This is a genomic window from Actinomadura scrupuli (assembly GCF_050971785.1).
Lineage (GTDB): Bacteria > Actinomycetota > Actinomycetes > Streptosporangiales > Streptosporangiaceae > Actinomadura_E > Actinomadura_E scrupuli.
On the sequence record NZ_JBPCCU010000002.1, the window covers coordinates 270,993 to 291,577 of the forward strand.

A 20,585-nucleotide genomic window follows, 5' to 3' on the forward strand; every position below is an offset into this window, starting at 1 on the left:
TCCGAACATTAGCCGTTCCTGATCGCCCGGACACCCATGGCGGTGCCGGCTCTCAGGCCGTGACCGGAGCCCGGGTGCTCTTGCCGACGACGAAGGGGCGCAGCGCCGGCTTGCCGAGCACCACCTCGCCCGCCTCGGTACGGGGCTGCCCGACGACGTGGATCTCTTCGCCCTCGCGGACGACCCATTCCTCGACCAGGAAGCCGATCGTCATGGCCTGGTGGCGGGCTCGCAACGGGCCGCCCAGCAGCCGGCCCACCCGGTCCAGCAGGGCGCCGTCGCCGGTCCGGCCCTCGAAGCCGCTGTAGGAGGTCGTGCCGAGCTCGAGGGCGGCCCCGGCCGGGTCGACCCGCACCTCACCGGTGGCGTCCCGGATCAGCAGCCGGCCGGCCGACCGCTCGGCCACCATGATCTGCCGCTCCACCTTGGCCGGTCCGAGCGGGCCCGGCCGCCAGGCGTAGAAGCGTTCGTACACCCGCACGACGTACCAGACGCACTTGGCGCCGGACAGCGGCGCGATGACCAGCTCACCGGCGGCCCGTGCGTTGACCTCCGCCGCCGGGGCCTGGCCGGGCGCTCCGGCCAGCGCCACCAGTTCGACGCAGGTGTGTGGCTCGGCCCGCTGTACGGCTCGTTTGGTGCGCGCCTTTGACACGCTGCGGGCGGCCGTGGTGACTCCGACCTCGATCGTCTGCGCCAGCAACGTCATGAGCGCGTACAACGCATTCCTCCTCAGCCTGGAAACAGAGATCAGACGTTTCCCGAGGCTTCGTGGTTCAACCGAAATGTAATGATCATCGGCGGCATTCAGCGTACCGGTGGCGGAGGCTCCGTGGGGCGTACACTCCAGGCCGTGATGGGCATTGTGAACGTCGGAGCTCTCATTCTGGTCCTGGCGGGTCTCGCGGGGCTGGCGGTGCTGCTGGTCGTCGGGCTCTTCCGGGTCCGCTGACCGGCCACTCCGCGCCGACGGCCACGCCGACGGCCACGCGAGGTCCACCTGGGCGGCACGCGCGCCCGCAGGGGCCGATGCACGCTAGTCTCGGCGGATATGGAGCCAGATCTGCATCCTGACCTCGAGCCCCTGAAGTTCCTGCTCGGAGAGTGGGAAGGCGCCGGAGTCGGCGGCTATCCCACCATCGAGAGCTTCCAGTTCGGCCAGGAGATCTCTTTCTCGCACAACGGCAAGCCGTTCCTCATCTACACCAGCAGGACCTGGCGGCTGGACGAAGGCGTCGTCGGGGCACCGCTGGGCACCGAGACCGGCTACTGGCGGCCGCGGCCGGACCACAAGGTCGAGGTGGTGCTCGCGCATCCGACCGGGATCGCGGAGATCTACCTGGGGGACGTCGCCTTCTCCCGGGTGGAGCTGAGCACCGACCTGGTCGCGCGCACCGAGTCGGCCAAGGAGGTCACCGCCGGCCACCGGTTGTACGGCCTGATCGGCGAGGACCTCGGCTGGGCTTACGACATGGCGGCGTTCGGCCAGCCGCTGCAGTCGCACCTGTCCGCTCAGCTGAAACGGGTCGGATAGGCCGGACGTTCCGGAGGCCGGGTGGCACGGGGTGCCCGGTCGGCGGCGGGGCCGGACATGGAAACGGCCCCCGGATCCTTCCGCCGAGGCGGGTGACGGACAGGACGAGTCCATCGGATCCGAGGGCCGGGTGTCTGCCTGGTATTCGCCGGCCGCCATCGCGACCCCGTCAGGGGTCCGGAGGTCTCCCTCCGGGCCGGCTTGGCGAAGGGGTGGTGGCGTGAAGCACACCTGACCCAACCCCGCGCCGGGGACGGCGACTAACGGACAGCCACCTCGCGTGTCCTAGAGCTATGCATACTGTTGGACCACCTCCCTTCCTGCGTACTTGCACGCTATGCGAGCCGCCCGGGGGTGGCAAGCGAATTTATCGCCCTCTGTTTCGTGACCAGGCCCACATAGACTTCCGGTATGACCGGGACGTGGCAGGAAGAGTTGCGGGCCAAGGGCTACCGGGTGACCCCGCAGCGCCAGCTCGTGCTCGAAGCCGTCACCGCGCTGCAGCACGGCACACCGGAGGAGATCTGCACGGCGGTGCAGCGCACGGCCCAGGGGGTCAACATCTCCACCGTCTACCGCACGCTCGAGCTGCTCGAGGAGCTCGGACTGGTCAAGCACGCCCACCTCGGCCACGGGCCGCCGACCTACCATCTCGCCGTGGACGCCGAGCATGTCCATCTGGTCTGCCGGGGGTGCGGAGCGGTCAGCGACGTCCGGCCCAACGTCGCGGACGGGCTGGTGGAGGCCCTGCGCGCCGAGCACGGGTTCGAGACCGACGTACAGCACCTGACCGTCTACGGACTGTGCCGCGGCTGCCACTCCTGACCGCCCCGGGCCGGGACCACGCCCGCATCCCTAGCTGATCTTGGCAGGTCGCTGAAGCCGGCAGCCCATCGAAGCCGCCAGGCCGGGGAAGCCGGCGTGGCCGGGTCGCCGTGCAGGGAAGACCCGGTGGCTGCCACACTGCGTGGTCATGCGCGCAGTGGTGCAACGGGTCAGTCAGGCGAGCGTCACCGTCGGGGGGCGCGTCGTGGGGTCCATCGACGAGACCGGTCTGCTCGCGCTGGTGGGGGTGACCCACGACGACACTCCGGCACGGGCCGCGCGGCTGGCCGCCAAGCTGTGGGGGCTGCGCATCCTGGAAGGGGAGCTGTCCTGCTCGGACGTCGGCGCACCGCTGCTGGTCGTCAGCCAGTTCACTCTCTACGGCGACACCCGCAAGGGCCGCCGTCCCAGCTGGATCAACGCCGCGCCGGGACCGGTGGCGGAGCCGCTGGTCGGGGCGGTGGTGGCGGAGCTGGGCCGGCTCGGTGCCCGGGTGCAGACCGGGGAGTTCGGCGCCGACATGAAGGTCGCCCTCGTCAACGACGGCCCCATCACACTCATCCTCGAAGCCTGACCGGTCCTCGGAGCCCGATCGGCGCGCCCGGCACCGCGGAGGCGAGGCGAGGCAAGGCGAGGCGAGGCGAGGCAGGCAAGTAAGGCGGGGCACGGCAGGCAAGGCGGTCAGGCCACCAGGCCGTAGGCCATGCCGATCACGACCAGGAGGGTGGCCACCGCGGTCAGCAGCACCATCCGCTCGTCCTCCAGGCTCAGGATCCGGCGGACCCGCTGCGGTGCCCTCGGTGCCGCCCGCCCACCGGCGGCGGGCTGGGCGCCCGCGACGGGCTGGGTCCCGGCGGCGGGCTGGGCGCCCGGCACGGGCTGGGTTCCCGCGGCGGGTTGAGCGCCCGGCACGGGCTGTGCGGCCCCTGGAACGGGCTGGGCGGTCCCCGCGACGGGCTGCGCGGCACCGGGAAGCGGCTGGGCGCCCCCCGGAGGGGGCTGGGCGCCCTGATCGGGCGGGATGATCAGCGGGGGCTGGCCGCCCTGAGGAGGCTGGGCGCCCTGGGCGGGCGGTGGACTCTGCGCGGGCTGGGCGGGCGGGGGGTTCTGGGCGGCCTGTTTCCGCCCGCGCATGTGCGGAGCCCACACGATCTCGCCCGTCGCCCGGTTGGGGTCGGGCGCGACCGGGCGCTGGACCGGATTGGCCAGCCGGAACAGCCGGAACAGCTGGTCGGTCTTCAACCGCTGGTGGCCGGGGTTGCAGGCGAACAGCCGGCCCCGCACCGGCTCCGCACAGACGAAGCCGTCGCGGGGTGAGATGTTGCACTTGGTCGGTATCAGCACGAACTCGTACAGACACCAGAGCGCCAGGACGAACAGCGGTCCTCGCCAGGACCAGCCCAGCCAGGAGACGAGGGTCAGCCCGGCGAAGAGGATCCACCACAGCCAGGCCGGCTCGCGCGTCGGCCGTCCCCGTGTGCCCATGGTCCCCTTCCGCGTGGAGGACGGTACCTCTTGCTCCTGGTTTGCCACCATCGGTAGAGACCACCTTCTCACTTGCGGGGCCACTTCGATCTTCATTCGGGCGGATGACCGGAGTCGGCTAAGGGCGGGTCATGGGGACGTGTGCCCGTAACGGTGGGAGCTTACGCGTGCTGTCTGGGCAACCTGCGGACATTGACCTGTACGTTGGCGCCGGTGTCGGGCGAGACCACGACCTCCTGGGCGGCGGGCACCCCGCCGGCCATCAGGGTCGCCTCGACCGGCACGGTGCGCTTGACCAGCGCCAGGGCGATGGGACCGAGCTCGTAGTGCCGGGCGGCGGAGCCCACGAACCCCACCTGGCGGCCGTTCAGCTCCACCGGCTCGCCGTGGGCGGGCAGCCGGTCGACGCTTCCGTCCAGGTGGAGGAAGACCAGCCGGCGCGGGGGGCGGCCCAGGTTATCCACCCTCGCCACCGTCTCCTGGCCCCGGTAGCAGCCCTTGTGGAGATGCACCGCGCCACCGATCCACCCGGCCTCGTGCGGGATGGTCTTGTGGTCGGTGTCGAAGCCCAGCCGGGGCACGTGCGCCGCGATGCGCAACGCCTCGTACGCCCACAGCCCGGCGGGCCGGGCGCCGAGATCGTCGGTGACCGTGGCCAGCCGCTCGCGGGGGATCAGCCAGTTGGTGCCGACCGCGTCCCGCAGCGCGAGCGTGCCCGCCGGGAGGCCGCCGCCGTCTCCGCCGCCGCTCACGACCGCGTACGACTCCGTCAGGTCGGCCACCTCCACCCGCAGCAGGAAGCGCATCTTGTCGAGGAACTCCACCAGGGGGGCGGCGGTGCCCTGCTCGACGTGCGCCCAGACGGCCTCGCCGTCGTCGATCAGCTGGAGGTGGTGCTCGACATGGCCGTGCGGGCTGAGCAGCAGCGCCTCGGTGGTCTCATGGGGCGGCAGTTGCTCCAGATGCTGGCTCAGCAGGCTGTGCAGCCAGCGCAGCCGGTCCGGGCCCGAGACCCGGATCACCCCGCGGTTGCTGCGGTCCACGACCGCGGACCCGGGAGACTCCGCCAGGGCACGCTGCTCCTGGGAGGGCTCTCCGTAGTGGGCGGCGACCGCCTGGTCGGGTGAATCGGCGGGTACGGCTCCGGGCAGGCGCAACAGCGGGCTTTCCATGCCCCCAGACTAAGCGCAGCATGAGCACCCTGGGCAGGGAGGAGGATGGGGAGCCGATGACCTTGAGGGGGGATGATGAGCGGCGATCCGGTTCTGGTGGAAGTCGAGCGCTCGGGCTTCGTGGAGTCACGCCATCGGGGTGCGGTGACGGCGCTCGCCGCCGACGGCTCCGTGGCCGTACGGCTCGGCGCCGCAGGCGACCCGGTCTTCCCGCGCTCGGCGAACAAGCCCCTCCAGGCGGTCGCCATGGTGCGCGCCGGGCTCGCGCTGGAGGGGGAGCTGCTCGCCCTGGCCGCAGCCAGTCATTCCGGTGAGGACTTCCACGTCGAGGGGGTCCACAAGATCCTCGCCGGTGCGGGCCTCGGCCCGGAGGCGCTGCGGTGCCCGGCCCAGTGGCCGCTGGAGAGCCGTACCGCCTTCGAGCTCGCCGCGGCCGGCGGAGGCCCCAGCAGGACCCGGATGAACTGCTCGGGCAAGCACGCCGCGATGCTCGCCACCTGCGTGCTCAACGGCTGGCCGGCCGGACCGGACGCCGAGTCGTCCTATCTCGCGGCCGGCCATCCGATGCAGCTGGCGGTGCGGGCCGTGGTCGAGGACCTGACCGGCGAGCGGATCGCGGCGGTGGGCGTGGACGGCTGCGGCGCACCGCTCTTCGCGGTCTCCCTCGACGGCGTGGCGCGCGCGTTCCACCGCCTGGGGGTGGCCGAGCCGGGCACTCCCGAACGCAAGGTCGCCGACGCCATGCGCGCCCATCCCGAGTGGACTTCGGGCACGGACCGCGAGGAGCGGCGGCTGATGGACGCGGTTCCCGGCCTGCTGCTCAAGTGCGGAGCCGAAGGCGTCGACGCGTTCGCCCTGGCGGACGGCCGGGCCGGCGCGCTGAAGATCGAGGACGGTGCCATGCGGGCCCGTACGCCGGTGACCGTGGGGCTGCTGCGCGCCCTCGGCGTGGCCGGGGGGCCGGTGCTGGACGAACTCGCGGCCGTTCCGCTGCGCGGGGGCGACGAGATCGTCGGCTCCGTCCGGCTCGCCCCCGGAGTCCTCGCCCCCACCCCGGCGACCTGACTCCCCTCACCACCACCCACTCTCCACCGTGATCATGCAATCGTTCGTCGAACGATTGCATGATCACGGTGGATGTTCGCTCGCTCGCGCGGGGGATCGGGCGGGGCGGGGTATCGGGGCGGTGGGGTCAGTCGGAGATCTGGACGCGGACCCGGCGGAAGCCGCGGCCCTTGTTCTCGACCTTGGTGACCTTGATCCGGCCGATCTGCTTGGTGGATCCGACGTGGGTGCCGCCGTCGGCCTGGGTGTCCAGTCCGACGATGTCCACGATGCGTACCTCCTGCACCTCCGGCGGCACCAGATTGGTCGCCGTGCGGATGATGTCGGGGATCGCGAAGGCCTCGCTCCGCGGCAGCGTGCGGACGTCGATGCGCCGGTCGGCGTCTACCTCGAGGTTGCAGGCCGCCTCGACCGCCTCCTTGAAGCCCGGCGGCACCTCGGGCAGGTTGAAGTCCATCCGCGCGGTCAGCGGCTCCATGTTGCCGCCGGTGACCAGGCAGCCGTAGTCGCGGAAGACCACGCCGCACAGCAGGTGGAGCCCGGAGTGGGTGCGCATCAGGGCGCTGCGGCGGGCGTCCTCGACCGCCCCGGTGACCGCGGTGCCGGCCGGCGGGATCGGGTCGCCCTCGGCCGGGATCAGCACCAGGTCGTCGGCCTTGCGGACACCGGCGATCCGGGTCTGTACCCCCTGCCAGAGCAGAACTCCGTGATCGGGTGGCTGGCCGCCGCCACCTGGATAGAATGCGGACCGATCCAGGACGATCCCCTCCGGCCCGGACTCCAAGACGATCGCGTCCCATTCGCGGAGGGATTGGTCGTCCAATTCGAGTCGGTACGTGCGTCCGTGGTGTTCTGTCCCCATACTCTTCACCCTAAAGCTTTCCAGGGTCGCGGGCCGGGCAGACGCGATCAGCGGCAGAGAGGGCAGCGTTGCGCCGATCGTTCTTCTGCGCCCTCCTTGTGCTGGCGCTCGCCGGGTGCGGTGGCGGTCCCGCCGCGACGCCCAAGGTCAAGGCCCCGCAGGCGCGGATCAAGGTCGCGCGCGCACCGGTGGTGATGGTGCTCGGCGACAGCTACACCGCGGGGATCGCGGGCATGCCGCCGGAGAAGACCTACGCCGCCGAGGCCGCCCGCAGGCTCGGCTGGCAGCTCGTCGTCGGCGGGTACCGCGGTACGGGCTTCGTCGCGCACGGCAAGATCAAGAAGGACTTCACCACCCTGTACGACGAGGAGCTGTCCTGGCGGCCGGCCCCCGACCTGGTGGTGGTCTCGGGCGGTCACAACGACTGGCAGAAACCCCCGGCGCAGGTCGGAGACGCTGCGCAGCGGCTGCTGCTCAAGATCAAGCAGCGGTGGCCCGGCACCCCGATGGTGGTGCTGGGGCCGATGTGGGGAGGCGACCCGCCACCCGCGGCGCTGTCGATCCGGGACACGGTCCAGTCGGCCGCCGCCGTGGCCCAGGTGCCCTTCATCGATCCGCTGCAGGAGAAGTGGATCACCGGAAGCGTGCGGCTCGGAACGGGGAACGCCCCGGAGTACATCCGGGCGGACGGCGTCCATCCCACCGGTGCGGGCTGCCGCTATCTCGGGACGCGGTTCGTGTCCGCGTTGCAGCGGCTCGGCCTCGCCAGCCCCTTCCGCGCCTGACCGGCCAGGGGCCCGCGCCTGTTCGGCGGCGTCCGCGTCTGACCGGCCAGGGGTCTGCGCCCGTCCGGCCCGGGGGGGTGCGGCCGGACTACCAGGGTCCGTACGGGCCCGTGTTGGAGGAGCCGCCGCGCCGGTTCCGGAACTGCTTGACCGCCGGCCGTACGTCGGCCAGGTAGATCGCGGCGGCGATGAACGCGGCGATCGGCAGCAACGACAGGATGGTCAGGAAGTTGGCGGCGCCGCCGAGGCCGACCACGTTGGCGATGCCCAAGATGATCAGCCAGATCTGCTTGGTCTGCTTGCCCGCCGCCTCGTAGGCGGGAGCCGGGGTCCGGACCGCGTCGATCAGCGCCCAGACCTCGAAGACGAAGGCGATGATCGCGATCACCCAGAAGACGTAGGCCAGCGTGCTTTGAACCTGGAACACCTGTGATCACTGCTCCTGCCGACCGGGCGGCGCGCCGGGTCGCGTACGCCGCGAGGACTTCATTTTCCAGACTATGCGCAACGGCTGTGCGGAAAGGGCCTGTCGGCCGCCCCGCGACGAGCGTTTCGGGCTCCTTCCCGGATTTCCCCCGGGACGGGAAGACCCGGCCGGGGGAATCCCCGGCCGGGCCTTTTCGATGCTGATGGGGCGGTCAGTTGCCGACCTTCTTGGAGGCGTCGCCGGCGGCGCGGGAGGCGGCCTGAGCCGTCTTCTTGGCCTCGCTGACGGCGGCCTTGGTCTTGCGCGTGGTCTTGTCGGCGCTCTCCTTGAGCTCCTGCGTCGCGACCTGGCGCTCCACGCGGTTCACGATCTTCTGGCCGCGCTCGGCGAGCTCATCGAAGATCTCGATGACCCGCCCGCCGACGGAGGTCACGTACGAGACCGCCGCGCCGGGGATGTCCCGGGCGTCGACCCGGTCCTGGTACTTGTTGACGGTGCCCTTGAACTCGTCCTGGTACTTGACCACGGTCTCGCGGACGTCCACGCGGTACTTGTCCGCGGTCTCCCGGAGCCTGGTCACCGTCTCCGGCAGCTCCCGGATCTTCTCGGCCGCGAGGTCGCCGGCTCCGGCGGCCGCGTAGACGGCCTTGTTGTCACGCAGCTTGGTGGCGAGGGTCATTCGACTTCTTCCTTCCCTGAGGTTTCGTGCACCTGGTCGTGGATGGCTGCTTCGTTCTCCCTGCCGAACGACGCGTAGATGTCGAGCAACACCTGCTTCTGCCGTTCGGTGAGGATGAGGTCGGCCCGGATCGCGGCCTGCACGTCGGTGTCGGCCTCGCGCTCCTCCAGGATTCCGGCCTGCACGTACAGGACCTCGGCGGAGATGCGCAGTCCTTTCGCGATCTGCTGCAGGATCTCCGCGCTCGGCTTGCGCAGACCTCGTTCGATCTGACTGAGGTACGGGTTCGAGACTCCCGTCGCCTCGGCCAGCTGACGAACCGAGATCTTCGCCCGTGTCCGCTGCTCCCGGATGTACTCCCCGATGGAGCCGACCTTCGAACTTGCCATGTCTCCACCCTGCGTCAGGATGCTTGCTATTGCAAGCGCTGTAGCTAGCACTTACCCGTGAGGCTGCTCACAGTGGGCACGACGACGGTCACACCGGCCCCGTCGGGCCGGTGTGCCGCAAAGACCTCGATGACCCCGATGACCTCGGCGGAACCGGGGAAAGCGTCAGGACACCGCGGAGGGAGGCGCGGTCCAGGTGTTGCAGGCCGACAGCGTCAGCCTGGTGTAACCGGTGACGACCCAGCCCGCGTAGTGCTTGCTCGAGCCGTGATCGCGCTTGCCCGCGGGCTGGTTCTCGTCGCCCCGGCCGCGGACGTCCAGCAGCAGGTAACGGGTCTGCTCCCGGGTCATCGGCAGGGAGTTCTTCTCCGAGCCCAGGAAGGCGCCCGCGAGGCACTGGGCCTGGAGTTCGATACGCCGGCTGGCCTGGTTGCGCTCCTCGATGCCGCTCTGGGACATCAGCTGGTGCCCGTAGTCCAGGATGCCCGCCTGCTCCTGCACATGGTGGCCGTACTCATGGGCGATCACCCGGGCGTAGACCGCGTAGTGCGACACCGGCTCGTCCCCGGCGGTCTCGATCACATGCCGGAGTCCCACGTACATCGTGTTGTTCGCCGGGCAGTAGAACGCCGCCGCGCCGGGCGCCGGGTACGAGCCGCAGGCCCCGCTGCCGGGCTGGGTCCAGAACATCCGCTGCGGGGCGATGAAGTCCAGCCGTGCCTTGCCGAACTGCTGCCGCCAGGTCCGGTCGAGACAGTCGGTCAGCTCGTCCATGAACGTCTTCATGGAGCCGGTGTCGCCCTCGGTGATCTGCGGCAGCCGGCAGCTCACCGAGGTCAGCCGTCCTGACTGGTAGAGCTTGCTGTCGGTGGCCTGTGCCTGCGGCGACTGGGGGCCCGACCTGCTGCCGGGGGTCGTCGTGGAGCCGCTGCTCCGGTCCCCGACGATCGACATGACCAGGACCGCGCCCACGAAGATGGTCGCCAGGACCCCCAGGACCGCCACCACCGAGCCGGCCGCCGAGCGCCGGGGCGGCCGGTGCCGCAGCGGCATGGCGTACGGCGTCTGGTAGGGCCCCTGCCAGGGCCGGCCGTACGGAGGGGGGCCGAGTTGCGGTGGGCCTCCGTACGGCGGCGGGTAGCCGGCCGGTGGGCCGCCGTAGGGCGGCACTCGCCCGTAAGGCGGCATGCGGCCGCCGCCTGGTGGGGGCGGCGGCGGGTACGGGGGGTAGCTACCTGCCATGGCAGGAAATCATTGCATACCTGGGAAAACAACGGCATAGGTCGCGTTGGCGACCTTGGGTGGCAACGGACCGGTACGCTTTCCGGCCATGCAGCGTCATTCGCGGTCGGGTCGTCTTCGGGCCCTGCTTGCTCCGCTCACCATCGCCGGTCTGATGGTGCTGACCACTCCGGCATCGGCGCAGGTGCTGGCGCCCGAGCGGGTGGTCAAGGACGAGGTCGCGCTGACCGTCGGCACCGACGGAGTAGTGCACGCCAAGGAAACGATCACCTACGACTTCAACGGCGGGCACGGCTTCGAGCGCTGGTTCGTCACCAGAATCCGCGACAACGACACCCGGGACCGCATCTTCAAGATCGAGTCGGTCACCGCCTCGAGTCCCGACGGCGGTCCGGCCAAAGCCTCCGTCGTCACCGACGGCAACCGTACGCTCGTGAAGGTCACCGGAAACGGCGCGATCAGCGGCCGGCACACCGTCGCCCTCGCCTACGACGTGCGGGGCGCGGTCGCCACCCTGGGCAACGCCGAGGAGCTGCGCTGGACGGCGGTCGGCGGCTGGCGGGTGCCGGTGCAGCAGGCCAAGGTCACGGTCGACTCCGGGTCGCCGATCCGCAACCTCAACTGCTTCGCGGGATCGCTGCAGAGCTCCACCGGCTGCACCCAGTTCTTCCTGTCCAACCACACCCAGACGCGAGGCGAGTTCTCCCAGCAGAACCTGCTCCCGGACGAGTACCTCACCGTCGTCGTGGGCTTCCCGCTGGGGATGAGCAAGGCCCAGCCGCTGTACGAGATGCGCCGCACGCTGGCCACCGCCTTCAGCGTCAACTCGGTGACCGGCGGATCGCTGCTGGGCCTGCTCGTGCTGCTGCTCGGCGGGTTCGCGCTGCTCTACCAGCTGCGCGGGCGCGACGCGCGCACGGTCAGCAAGAAGGCGGCCGAAGGCGACCACGCCCCGGTCGACGACCACGGCTTCGCGCCGCCGGACGGGGTGCGGCCCGGCCAGATCGGGACCCTCATCGACGAGCAGGCCGACGTCATCGACGTCACCGCGACCATCGTCGACCTGGCGGTGCGCGGCTATCTGCTGATCGAGGAGGAGGATCGGGCGACCACCGGGCGGCTCGACTGGAAGCTGGTCAAGCAGGACCGCCCGAACTCCGACCTCCTGCCCTACGAGCAACTGCTCTACGACGCGCTCTTCGACCACCGGACGGAGATCCGGCTGTCGGAGCTGGGCGGCACCTTCGCCGGGGACCTGGCCAAGGTCCGCGAGGCCATGTACGCCGACGTGGTCACCCAGGGCTGGTTCACCCGCCGTCCCGACGCGGTACGTACGCGCTGGACCGTCGCGGGCTTCGTGCTGACCGGGCTGGGCGTGGTGGGCACGGTCGCGCTGGCGCTCTTCAGCGACCTGGCGCTGATCGGGCTGGCCGTCATCATCGGCGGTGCCGCGCTCGCGATGGGCGGGCAGTACATGCCGGCCAAGACCGCGCGCGGGGCGACCGTGCTGGCGCACACCATCGGCTTCCGCGCGCACCTGCTGCGCGGCGAGTCCGCCCCCGACCTGGCCGACACCCAGCGCATCGCGCTGTTCTCCCGCTACCTGCCGTACGCGGTGGTCTTCGACGCGATCGGGCACTGGGCCAAGAGCGTCGAGGACGCGGGCGTCCGGGAGGAGGGGGCCGACAACCTCTACTGGTACGAGGGCCCGGCCGAGTGGGATCTGTCGAAGTTCGCCGAGTCGATGCGGACGTTCACTCTCGCCACATCAGGTGCCATCTCTCAGTCCCGCCAGTTCCGCAGTCTTTCCTAACTCGGGGTCATCAAAAGCTGTCACGCGCAGTAGTGAGGCCAATGCGCAGCGTGATATAAGTTGGCCGTATGGTCGCGAGTTCGCGCGTACGTAAAGCCGGTGGCCGCCTGGGGCGGACACTGTGGCTGACGACGCTCCTCGCGGCGTTGCTCTACTCCGGGATGTGCCTGCAGGGCTGGCTCGATCCCGACCTGCGCGCCACGGTGACCCAGGCGGTCGAGGCGGACGACTCCGCCTCCTTACCGATGCCGTCATCGGCGGGGGACGGCGCCCGGTACCAAGCCGGCGATGACGGCGACCACGACCCCGGGCGCGACGTCCCGCCCGGGCACCGGCATCATCATGCCGTCCTGCGGGCCCCCGCCCTGCGCACCGGTGCGGCGAGCGCGGCCGGGCCGGTGCTCATCGCCATGGCCCCGGTGCGCACGCACGACACCCGGCTGATCGAACGGCGCCGCACCGGCGAGCGGCCCCGGCGGGTGGTCGGTGCGTCGCTGCTGACCATGATCGGCGTCTCTCGTACATAACGGGCACGGTGCGGGGCGGGCCCGCTCCGCACCTTCTGGTGAATCCATCTGTTCGGCTGGAGTTCCAGGAGTGCCCCATGAGGGACGTACACGTCATCACCGAGATCTGGCGTTTCGAGTGCCTGAGTTGTCAGAGCCACTGGGAGCACGCCTACGAAGCCTGGCACGCCGATGACGGTCATGGCGGCAACGCCGTGACGTGGCGGCGGGCCGGCACCGTGAGCATGCCGCCCTGGGCCGATCCTTCCTGCGCCGACTGCAACGACCTTCGGGTCCGGGTACTGCCGCCGAGGGCCGACCTCGGCGACCGGCCGGTGGCACGGGTCCCGCGGCAGCCGGGTCCGGAATAGCCCGGCCGGGCCGGGCCTGGGGGCGACGGCTCCCGGGCCCGGCTCTGCCGCCCGCCTCAGGGCAGCGTGTAGAGCAGGACGGGGAGGACCGCGGTCAGGGTCGCCGCCGCCAGCGCGGTGGCCTGCACCGCGACGGGCGGCGGGACGGGGTCGAGCAGCCGGCGCACGCGCGCCATGACCGGCCCGCCGCCGCCGAAGCCGTCGTCCGAGAGCGAGAGGGCGCCGGAGGGGGCCGCCACCGGCCGGGCCGCCGCGAAGCGCAGCAGCGCGGTGGCGAGTTCCCGTGGGGGCCGGTGCCGCTGGGCCCGGTCGTCGGCGGTCATCTCGATGAGGAGTTCCACCGCGTCCAGGGAGCGGGCCACCAGCCGGAAACCGGGGAACACCTGGCGGAGCGAGGCGAACGGCAGCAGCACCAGGTCGTGGCGCTCGCGCACGTGCGCCCGCTCGTGCGCGAGCACGGCGGCCAGCTCGGCCTGGTCCAGCAGCTTCAGGGTCCCGGCGCTCACCACGACCTTGGACGAGCGCACGCCCGGCACGCAGTACGCGGCCGCCGCCTCGTGGTCCAGCACGAGGGTGTCGCGCAGACCAGAGTCCCGGGCGACCAGCGCCAGCAGGGCGCGGTGGCGGCGGCGCGCCCGCAGCACCCGGACGACCGCCCACATCAGCATGAGCAGCAGGACGGAGCCGAGGGCCAGCCCGGCGACCAGGGCGATGAGGTGCGGGACGTCGAGCCGGGCTCCGCCGTCGGCGCGGAGGGGGAGCAGCCCGCCGATGACGCCCTGCCGGTACGGCAGCAGCGCGAAGCCGAGCAGGGCCCCGATGCTGGCGACCCCCCAGGCCAGCCCCAGGGCCTGCCACAGGGCGATGGCGGTGCGCGGAGTGCGCCAGGTCCAGCGGGCGCGGGACAGCAGGTGCGCCCCGGGCAGAGTGCCTGCCGCGATCAAGGCGAGCAGGACCGTGCCGGTCATCCCGGGGGCTCCAGAGCCGCCAGGGCCTGGCGAAGCACGGCGGCCTCGTCTCCGGAGACCGAGCGGGCGAAGTGGGCCAGTGCGGCGTCCCGGTCACCGGTCAGGTCGAGCGCGCCCAGCATGAGCTCGGTGACGTAGTCCTCCCGGCTGGTCGTCGGCTTGTACAGCCACGCCCGCCCATCGCGCTCACGGCGCAGGAAGCCCTTCTTCGCGAGCCGGTCCAGCACGGTCATGACCGTGGTGTGGGCCAGGTCGCGGTCGTCGGCGAGGGCACGGCTCACGTCACGGGCCGTCGCGGCGTCCGGCCGTGCCCAGAGAAGTTCCATGACGGTGCGTTCCAGCTCTCCCAAACCCTTCACGCTCACCAGCCTAACCGGCCCGCCGGGGATTCACCACACCGAGTAGTACTACGCGGCGTAGTCTCCGGGCCTCCTTCGGTGCGGTCACCTGCCGGCGGCTCAGCCGTACCGCTCGGTCATCGGGATCCGGCGGAAGGTCTCCTGGATGGCGCCGGTGCCGAGCACGACCGAGGTGCCGGGCACCCGGTCCACGTCGCCCAGCATGGCATGCCCGTCGCGCTCCGGCCCGTACTTCTTCTCCCAGGTCAGGCCGGTCCAGTGCAGGTAGTAGCTCGTCTCGTGGTGGCGTCGTCGTCGGTGTAGGGGACCACCCACGCGCCCCGACCTCCGTCGTCGGTGACCGACAGGGCCCCGACCGCGCCGGGGGTGGGGATCTCCTGCCAGCGCAGCCCGTTCCAGTGCAGCAGCGCGGACGAGGCGGGGCTCCGGATCGCCCAGACGTCGGCCGGCGACACCACGTGGATGCGCATGATGAGGCTGTGCGCGGCGTCCCCCGGCACGGGCAGGGCGATGGTCCGCCAGGACCCGCCGTCCCAGTGCATGACGAACGGCCGCACGTCGTCGCCCGTCCCGGCCGACCCGCTGATCCACACGTCGTGGGCGGAGCCGGCGGCGACGGCCGTCAGGCTCGCACCCGGCGGCAGCGGCACCGTCACCTTGGCCCAGGCGGAGCCCGTCCAGCGCAGCACCACGCCGCCGCCGCCGAAGAGGGCGCCGCCGACCGACCAGGCGGAGCCGTCCGGGGCCGCCGCGATGCCCACCGGGATCCCGCCCGGGTAGTCGACCCTGTTCCAGGTGGTGCCGTTCCAGTACAGCGCCGCCCCGCCGGTGAGGGTGATGCCCCCGGCCCAGGCGTGACCGGCGTCCGCCCCGGCCACGTCGGTGGGCACGATGTGCGGTGCGGTCTGGCGGTTCCAGCGGGTGCCGTCCCACCGGTAGACGGCGCTCTGCTGCCCGTTGTTCTCCTCGACGCCGACCGTCCAGGCGGTGCGCGCGTCCACCGCGTCGATCTGGTTCAGCGCGCCGGGGTACTGCGGCACGGGGGTCGGGTCGTCCCGCCACTGCGGTGCCGCCGCCGACGCGTCGCCCATGGTGAGGCCACTCACGAGTGCCGCCGCGGTGAGGAGGACCCCCGTCCCGCCGCGCGTGCCCGGATGCGTGCGCGCTCTTCCCATGGCGGCGACCCTAGGGAGCCGGCGACCGTGCCTCTAGTACGCCCCTGACAACTCCCCGGGACGTTCTTCGGCTCTGCCTGCGCAGGGGGCCCGCGACCTCGTCCGGAGCGCGGCCGGGAACTCCTACAGTTGGGGCGTGTCCCGACCAGCCCGGCCCGTGGGTGTCATCACCCGTGGCACCACCCACCCCAACCGGCTGCGCCGGGTGGACCGGTGGATCGCCGCCGCACACGGCCGGTCGTTGCGCGGCCGGGACCGGCCGCTCGTGGTCGACCTGGGCTTCGGCGCCTCCCCGGTCACCACCGTGGAGCTCTTCCTGCGGCTGCGCGCCGTCTGCCCGCGGGTCGAGGTGGTGGGGCTGGAGATCGATCCCGAGCGGGTCGCGGTGGCCCAGGAGTTCCTGCGCCGCACCCCGTACCCGGGCCTGTCCTTCCGGCGCGGTGGCTTCGAGCTGCCGGTGGACCGGCCGCCCGACCTGGTGCGGGCCTTCAACGTGCTGCGGCAGTACGACGAGGCCACGGCCTGGGAGTCCTGGCACCGGATCTGTTCCGGGCTGGCCCCCGGCGGCGTCCTGGTGGAGGGCACCTGCGACGAGATCGGCCGCCGTGCCATCTGGGTGACCCTGACCCGGGACCCGGGCACCGGCCGGCGCGTCCCCCGCCCGGCGGAGCCCGCCCGCACCGCCCCCGGACCCGCCGGGAGCCGTACGGCTCCTGTCGCGGTGCCTCGGACGATCACCTTCGCGGCGCGGGTGGCCTCGCTGTCCCGGCCGTCCGAACTGGCCGAGCGGCTGCCGAAGACGCTGATCCACCACAACGTCCCCGGAGAGCCGGTCCACGGGCTGCTGGGCGACTTCGACCGTGCCTGGGCGAGTGCGGCCCCCCAGTCGGCGTTCGGCCCGCGCCAGCGCTGGATCGCCGCGGTGGAACTGCTGGCCCGGTCCTGGCCGGTGGAGACCCGCGCACCGCTCGGCGGCCGGGCCAGATGGCGGCTGGGCGAGGTCACCCTGCCCTGGTCCGCCGTGGCGCCTCCCGGGGCCCCGCCCCTTCCCTGATCGTTCCAGCTGCGAGAGGGGCCCCTCACCGAGGACCTGACCGTGGCGCGAGAGAGGTCGGCCGGGATCGCTAGCCGACGTGAATGGTGACCGTGGCGGTCGTGGTGGCGGCCGGCCCGGTGGTGTCGATGACAAGGAACTCGCCGTCGTCCTGCCTGCCGGTCGCCGGGCTCACCTTGGGGTGCAGCGCGTACGGGGGCGCGGTGCCGGTCACGCCGTCGACGCCGAAGTCGCTGTCGTTGCTGATCACGATCTTCTTGCCGCCGTCGACCGCCGCGACGCCCTCGATCTTGTCGTGAGAGAAGAAGCGGGCCTTCGGATCGAGGCCGACCAGGAACGCGTTGACGTCCAGGCCCAGCGTCTTGGCCACGGGAGTGATCCCGGCCGCCGTCAGGGCGGAGGCGGAGCCGGCCGTGTCCTTGCCGTTGAGCAGCAGCTCGATCGACTTGCCGCCGACGGTCAGGCCGCCCTTCGAGGCGTCGTAGACGGCCCCGGCGACCGTGGCGTGCGGGCCCACGTCCGTGGCCTTCGAGGTGTCGATCTTGAACAGCTTCTTGTAGCCGGTGGCGCCCACGAAGTCACCGTTGCGCTCGTCCACCAGGAAGGTGGTGGACGACAGGGCGGTGATCTCGCTCACCGCGGTCCCGGTCGTCTTCGGGTCGTCGAGCAGGTACACGTACTCGTGCTCGGCGTGGGTCTTCAGGTCGTAGGTGACGATGCGCAACGGGGTCAGGTTCTTGGCGTTGGCGGCGCCCAGATCGGTCTGCTGCAGGGCCGACTGCATGATGCCGACCAGGGTCCTGCCGTCGGGTGTGACGGTGAGGCCCTCCATGCCCTTGTTGGGGATGCGCTTGATCAATTCCGCCGGGAGCGTTCCATCGACGGGGGAGAGCCGCTGCAGCGCCCGCCCGCGGCTGTCGAAGTGCGTGATGAACGGGCCGTACTCGTCCGATATCCAGAACGTGCCGTCCCGGAGCACTGCCAGGCCCTCGGGGTCGTAGCCGTTCGGGTCGGTGGTCAGCTTGTGGCCGTTCAGATCCTCGATGGTCTCGCCGGTCGGGTTGGCGTTGTCGACCAGCCCGGAATACGGATGTCCCTGGCCGTCCCGCAGCGGAACGACCTTCTGGAGCACCGCACGGCCGTCGCGGAGGCGGAACCTGCCGAGCGCCGGGGTGAACGACGGGAGGGGCTCGCCCTTGCCGCCGTCGGGCAGGTCCACGTTCGGGCCGCGGTCGGTGAGACCCCAGAACTCGTCCTTGGAGCCGGGCACCGGGAAGAGCGACGAGCCGTACGCGCCGCCGGTCATCGCGATGCCGCCGATGTTGCCGAGCGGGGGCAGCCCGGTGGGGTAGAGGCGCGCGGCCCCGGTGGTCGTGTAGGTGAAGGTGTCGTCGCCGGTGAACCCGGCCTGGGGCACGTAGGTGAAGGAACCGTCCGGGGCGACGGTGACCGTGCCGTTGGCCGGATCGCTGTGGGCCACCAGCTGGGGATCGCGGCCCTGGTCGTTGGCGAGGAGCCCGCTCTTCGCGGTGACCGCGAGAGTGCCCGTGCCGCGGGTGCCGTAGGAGTCCGCAACGGCCTGCACGGGCCGGTCCCGGCTCGTGGCCAGTGCCGAGGCGGGGCCCGCCTGGGTGAGGGCCAGGAGTGCCGCTCCGGCGACGCCCGCCCGTACGACCGATCTGTGGATACGACGCATCATGCCTCCGACGATCAGAACTGCCGGAACCCTCAGGGGCGCCGCGCACGTGGAAGCCAAGCCAAAGCGGTCGAATAGGGAGGAAGGGTTACGGTCCCGACGCCTTGCGTGCAGGCGACGGCCGGATGAACAAATCTCGTTCCGCCGAGGTGAGGGCCCGTTCGAATGCCGCGTGGGCGTCGGAGGTGAACAGCACGAACCGTACCTCCGCCACCTCGGTGGATGCCGCCCGTACGGTGCCGACGGCGATCCGGGCGGCATCGTCCAGCGGCCAGCCGTAGATGCCGGCGGACACCGCGGGGAACGCCACCTCGGCCGCGCCGAGCTCGTCGGCGACCCGCAGCGACTCCCGGTAGCAGGAGGCCAGCAGCTCCGAGCGGTCCTCGGACCGGGCGTAGACCGGGCCGACCGTGTGGATGACCCAGCGGGCCGGGAGTCGGCCAGCGGTGGTGGCGACCGCCTGGCCGGTCGGCAGCCCGGAGCCGTAGTGCCCCGCCCGCAGTTTCCGGCAGGCCGCCAGGATCTCCGGGCCGCCCTTGCGGTGGATGGCCCCGTCGACCCCGCCGCCGCCCAGCAGCGAGGAGTTCGCCGCGTTCACCACGGCGTCCACCCGCTGCGCGGTGATGTCCCCTTCGACCAGTGTGATCTCCATGGGACCATCATCCATCCAGCCCCCGCCGGGCTCTCCGGGCAGGCCGGTTCTTCGGGCCCGGGACGGTGCGGCTAGGCGGTCGGGAACCGCAGCCCCGCGGCCAGGTCGCGCAGCCGGGACCAGTCCTCGTTGTAGGCGTGCGGGTCGAGGCACCCGGCGGTGATCGGTGCCGGCACGTGGTAGCGCGGGGCCCTCAGGTCCGGGCTGCCGGTGAAGTCCAGCACCTCGGCGAGGTTGCGGGCCGCGGCGTCGCGCACGGTCAGCGGGGCCAGCCCGAACCGCCATTCGATCATCTTGAGCACAGAGGTGTGGTCGTAGACCTCGTGCGCGATCGCCCGGCGGCGGGCCCTGGGGGAGATGAGCAGGCAGGGCACCCGGAAGCCGCGCAGCCCGGTGCCGAGGTCGGGCCGGGGGTCCGGGCCGGCCGGCGGGGCCACGTGGTCGTAGAAGCCGCCCCATTCGTCGTAGTTGATCACCAGGGCGGTGCGCTCCCAGTTCGGGCCGGTGGTGACCGCCTCGTACACCTTGCCGAGGAAGTGCTGGCCGAGCCGGATGTCGGAGAGCGGGTGCTCGTCCTCCGACAGGCCGATCTCGCCGCCCAGCAGCCGGGGGTCGACGAAGGACACCGAGGGCAGCCTGCCGCGCCTGGCGTCGTCGTAGAACAGGGCGATGTGCCGGGTGATGTCCAGGTGCCGGGTGCCCCACAGTGCGGTGAAGGGGACGTCGCTGAAGTAGTACCGGCCGGTGAGCCGCTTCTCCTTGAGCCGGTCCCAGATGGTGGGCAGCTGGGAGAGCGTCAGGGTGTTGGACGTCCGGTCGGTCTGGCCCGCGTTCTGGAAGAACCGGTTGGGGAAGGTCGGCCCCATCACGGCGGCGAAGTAGCGGTCGCAGACCGTCCAGTCGAGGGCCGCCCGGCCGTAGAAGCCGAGGTCACCGCCCTGGTAGTAGCCGATCGCCAGGTCGTCGTTGTCACCGGCCCGCAGCCAGCCGTCGCACGCGCCCCCGTTGTACTCGATCCGCCCGCCCGCGTAGGAGTGGTCGGGGTCCTGGTAGCCGCAGCCGTGCGGGGCGGTCAGGTGGTGGGTGGGGTGCAGGACGCCGTCGTCGTCGGCGAAGCTCAGCCCCGCCTGGCGCCCGTCGGCTCCCGGCAGCCAGCCGAGGTAGTGGTCGAAGGAGCGGTTCTCCATCATCACCACCACGATGTGGTCGATGCCGGAGGCCTCGGGTTCCGGTAGCGACGACACCGGGGCGGGCCCGGAGCCGGTCTGCGCGTCGGCGGCGCCACCGCTGACCGCCGCCATCGCGACGGTCCCCGCCGTGCCGGCCAGAAATCCGCGCCGGGTCAGCTCGTCCATGCCCACCGGTCCTCTCGACACCGAGACTCACACTGCGAAGAGGACTGTGAGTCTCCCGACCGAGGGCGGCCCGGCGATAGCGCGAAAGTGAACAACTACGGCCGCGGGCACGGCGATTTTCCCGCAGACTCTGAGTGAGGTCACGCTGCGTGCCGCGACGGGCGGCGCTAC

Annotated in this window: 24 protein-coding genes; 9 read left to right on the forward strand and 15 right to left on the reverse strand. The window is 71.7% G+C overall.

What is annotated here, in order from left to right; genetic code table 11:
- Positions 1-52: 52 nt before the first annotated feature.
- On the reverse strand, positions 53-721 hold the full coding sequence (locus ACRYCC_RS08915) for a GIDE domain-containing protein (RefSeq protein WP_433810197.1): 669 nt from the start codon (positions 719-721) through the stop codon (positions 53-55).
- A gap of 330 nt (positions 722-1,051) precedes the next feature.
- Here ACRYCC_RS08915 and ACRYCC_RS08920 point away from each other — a divergent pair, with 330 nt between their 5' ends.
- The 3 genes from ACRYCC_RS08920 (at position 1,052) to dtd (ending at position 2,933) form a co-directional block, all read left to right on the forward strand.
- Positions 1,052-1,534 (forward strand): heme-binding beta-barrel domain-containing protein, encoded by a 483-nt coding sequence (locus ACRYCC_RS08920; protein ID WP_433810198.1) that lies wholly within the window; start codon positions 1,052-1,054, stop codon positions 1,532-1,534.
- 411 nt (positions 1,535-1,945) lie between these two features.
- Positions 1,946-2,359, forward strand: coding sequence for a Fur family transcriptional regulator (locus tag ACRYCC_RS08925; protein WP_433810200.1), 414 nt, complete (start codon positions 1,946-1,948; stop codon positions 2,357-2,359).
- Positions 2,360-2,507: 148 nt separating this feature from the next.
- Positions 2,508-2,933, forward strand: a complete 426-nt coding sequence (dtd, locus tag ACRYCC_RS08930) for a D-aminoacyl-tRNA deacylase (protein WP_433810202.1) — start codon at positions 2,508-2,510, stop codon at positions 2,931-2,933.
- Positions 2,934-3,040: 107 nt separating this feature from the next.
- On the opposite strand, the gene ACRYCC_RS08935 is transcribed toward dtd, so the two are convergent.
- Together ACRYCC_RS08935 and ygfZ are read right to left on the reverse strand one after the other, a co-directional pair.
- Positions 3,041-3,844, reverse strand: a complete 804-nt coding sequence (locus ACRYCC_RS08935) for a hypothetical protein (protein WP_433810204.1) — start codon at positions 3,842-3,844, stop codon at positions 3,041-3,043.
- Positions 3,845-4,005: 161 nt separating this feature from the next.
- The gene (gene ygfZ / locus ACRYCC_RS08940; RefSeq protein ID WP_433810205.1) at positions 4,006-5,016 is read right to left on the reverse strand and encodes a CAF17-like 4Fe-4S cluster assembly/insertion protein YgfZ; all 1,011 of its coding nucleotides are present in this window, start codon (positions 5,014-5,016) and stop codon (positions 4,006-4,008) included.
- A 75-nt stretch (positions 5,017-5,091) separates the two neighbouring features.
- Here ygfZ and ACRYCC_RS08945 point away from each other — a divergent pair, with 75 nt between their 5' ends.
- Entirely contained in the window at positions 5,092-6,081 is a 990-nt protein-coding gene (locus ACRYCC_RS08945) for an asparaginase (RefSeq protein ID WP_433810207.1), read from the forward strand.
- 127 nt (positions 6,082-6,208) lie between these two features.
- Here the strand turns inward: ACRYCC_RS08945 and ACRYCC_RS08950 are convergent, their stop codons facing one another.
- Positions 6,209-6,904 (reverse strand): alanyl-tRNA editing protein, encoded by a 696-nt coding sequence (locus ACRYCC_RS08950; protein WP_433810208.1) that lies wholly within the window; start codon positions 6,902-6,904, stop codon positions 6,209-6,211.
- A gap of 107 nt (positions 6,905-7,011) precedes the next feature.
- Between ACRYCC_RS08950 and ACRYCC_RS08955 the strand changes: the two genes are divergently transcribed.
- Positions 7,012-7,728 (forward strand): SGNH/GDSL hydrolase family protein, encoded by a 717-nt coding sequence (locus ACRYCC_RS08955; RefSeq protein WP_433810210.1) that lies wholly within the window; start codon positions 7,012-7,014, stop codon positions 7,726-7,728.
- Between the two features lie 88 nt (positions 7,729-7,816).
- Here the strand turns inward: ACRYCC_RS08955 and ACRYCC_RS08960 are convergent, their stop codons facing one another.
- The 4 genes from ACRYCC_RS08960 to ACRYCC_RS08975 form a co-directional block, all read right to left on the reverse strand.
- Positions 7,817-8,155 (reverse strand): DUF2516 family protein, encoded by a 339-nt coding sequence (locus tag ACRYCC_RS08960; RefSeq protein WP_433810212.1) that lies wholly within the window; start codon positions 8,153-8,155, stop codon positions 7,817-7,819.
- 211 nt (positions 8,156-8,366) lie between these two features.
- Entirely contained in the window at positions 8,367-8,834 is a 468-nt protein-coding gene (locus ACRYCC_RS08965) for a hypothetical protein (protein WP_433810214.1), read from the reverse strand.
- Complete coding sequence (locus ACRYCC_RS08970; protein ID WP_433810216.1) at positions 8,831-9,223, reverse strand: helix-turn-helix domain-containing protein; 393 nt, start codon at positions 9,221-9,223, stop codon at positions 8,831-8,833. Before ACRYCC_RS08970 ends, ACRYCC_RS08965 begins: the two co-directional genes overlap by 4 nt.
- Before the next feature lie 165 nt (positions 9,224-9,388).
- Complete coding sequence (locus tag ACRYCC_RS08975) at positions 9,389-10,465, reverse strand: neutral zinc metallopeptidase (RefSeq protein ID WP_433810218.1); 1,077 nt, start codon at positions 10,463-10,465, stop codon at positions 9,389-9,391.
- Positions 10,466-10,553: 88 nt separating this feature from the next.
- Between ACRYCC_RS08975 and ACRYCC_RS08980 the strand changes: the two genes are divergently transcribed.
- From ACRYCC_RS08980 to ACRYCC_RS08990, 3 genes are all read left to right on the forward strand, one after another.
- A complete protein-coding gene (locus ACRYCC_RS08980) occupies positions 10,554-12,278 on the forward strand; it encodes a DUF2207 domain-containing protein (RefSeq protein WP_433810220.1) in 1,725 nt (574 codons plus the stop codon).
- 68 nt (positions 12,279-12,346) lie between these two features.
- A complete protein-coding gene (locus ACRYCC_RS08985; RefSeq protein ID WP_433810222.1) occupies positions 12,347-12,805 on the forward strand; it encodes a hypothetical protein in 459 nt (152 codons plus the stop codon).
- A gap of 77 nt (positions 12,806-12,882) precedes the next feature.
- On the forward strand, positions 12,883-13,155 hold the full coding sequence (locus tag ACRYCC_RS08990) for a hypothetical protein (RefSeq protein WP_433810224.1): 273 nt from the start codon (positions 12,883-12,885) through the stop codon (positions 13,153-13,155).
- Between the two features lie 56 nt (positions 13,156-13,211).
- On the opposite strand, the gene ACRYCC_RS08995 is transcribed toward ACRYCC_RS08990, so the two are convergent.
- The 4 genes from ACRYCC_RS08995 to ACRYCC_RS09010 form a co-directional block, all read right to left on the reverse strand.
- The gene (locus tag ACRYCC_RS08995) at positions 13,212-14,123 is read right to left on the reverse strand and encodes a M56 family metallopeptidase (protein ID WP_433810226.1); all 912 of its coding nucleotides are present in this window, start codon (positions 14,121-14,123) and stop codon (positions 13,212-13,214) included.
- Entirely contained in the window at positions 14,120-14,482 is a 363-nt protein-coding gene (locus ACRYCC_RS09000; RefSeq protein WP_433810228.1) for a BlaI/MecI/CopY family transcriptional regulator, read from the reverse strand. The genes ACRYCC_RS08995 and ACRYCC_RS09000 overlap by 4 nt, the downstream gene beginning before the upstream one ends.
- 99 nt (positions 14,483-14,581) lie before the next feature.
- Positions 14,582-14,797 (reverse strand): hypothetical protein, encoded by a 216-nt coding sequence (locus ACRYCC_RS09005; protein WP_433810230.1) that lies wholly within the window; start codon positions 14,795-14,797, stop codon positions 14,582-14,584.
- Positions 14,728-15,657 carry a hypothetical protein gene (locus ACRYCC_RS09010; RefSeq protein WP_433810232.1) on the reverse strand — a complete coding sequence of 310 codons (930 nt, stop codon included), beginning with the start codon at positions 15,655-15,657 and terminating at the stop codon, positions 14,728-14,730. The genes ACRYCC_RS09005 and ACRYCC_RS09010 overlap by 70 nt, the downstream gene beginning before the upstream one ends.
- A gap of 136 nt (positions 15,658-15,793) precedes the next feature.
- Between ACRYCC_RS09010 and ACRYCC_RS09015 the strand changes: the two genes are divergently transcribed.
- Entirely contained in the window at positions 15,794-16,711 is a 918-nt protein-coding gene (locus ACRYCC_RS09015) for a class I SAM-dependent methyltransferase (protein WP_433810234.1), read from the forward strand.
- Between the two features lie 70 nt (positions 16,712-16,781).
- Here the strand turns inward: ACRYCC_RS09015 and ACRYCC_RS09020 are convergent, their stop codons facing one another.
- From ACRYCC_RS09020 to ACRYCC_RS09030, 3 genes are all read right to left on the reverse strand, one after another.
- Entirely contained in the window at positions 16,782-18,410 is a 1,629-nt protein-coding gene (locus ACRYCC_RS09020) for an esterase-like activity of phytase family protein (RefSeq protein ID WP_433810235.1), read from the reverse strand.
- An 85-nt stretch (positions 18,411-18,495) separates the two neighbouring features.
- On the reverse strand, positions 18,496-19,059 hold the full coding sequence (locus ACRYCC_RS09025) for an O-acetyl-ADP-ribose deacetylase (protein WP_433810237.1): 564 nt from the start codon (positions 19,057-19,059) through the stop codon (positions 18,496-18,498).
- A gap of 71 nt (positions 19,060-19,130) precedes the next feature.
- Complete coding sequence (locus ACRYCC_RS09030) at positions 19,131-20,414, reverse strand: alkaline phosphatase family protein (protein ID WP_433810239.1); 1,284 nt, start codon at positions 20,412-20,414, stop codon at positions 19,131-19,133.
- Positions 20,415-20,585: the final 171 nt, after the last annotated feature.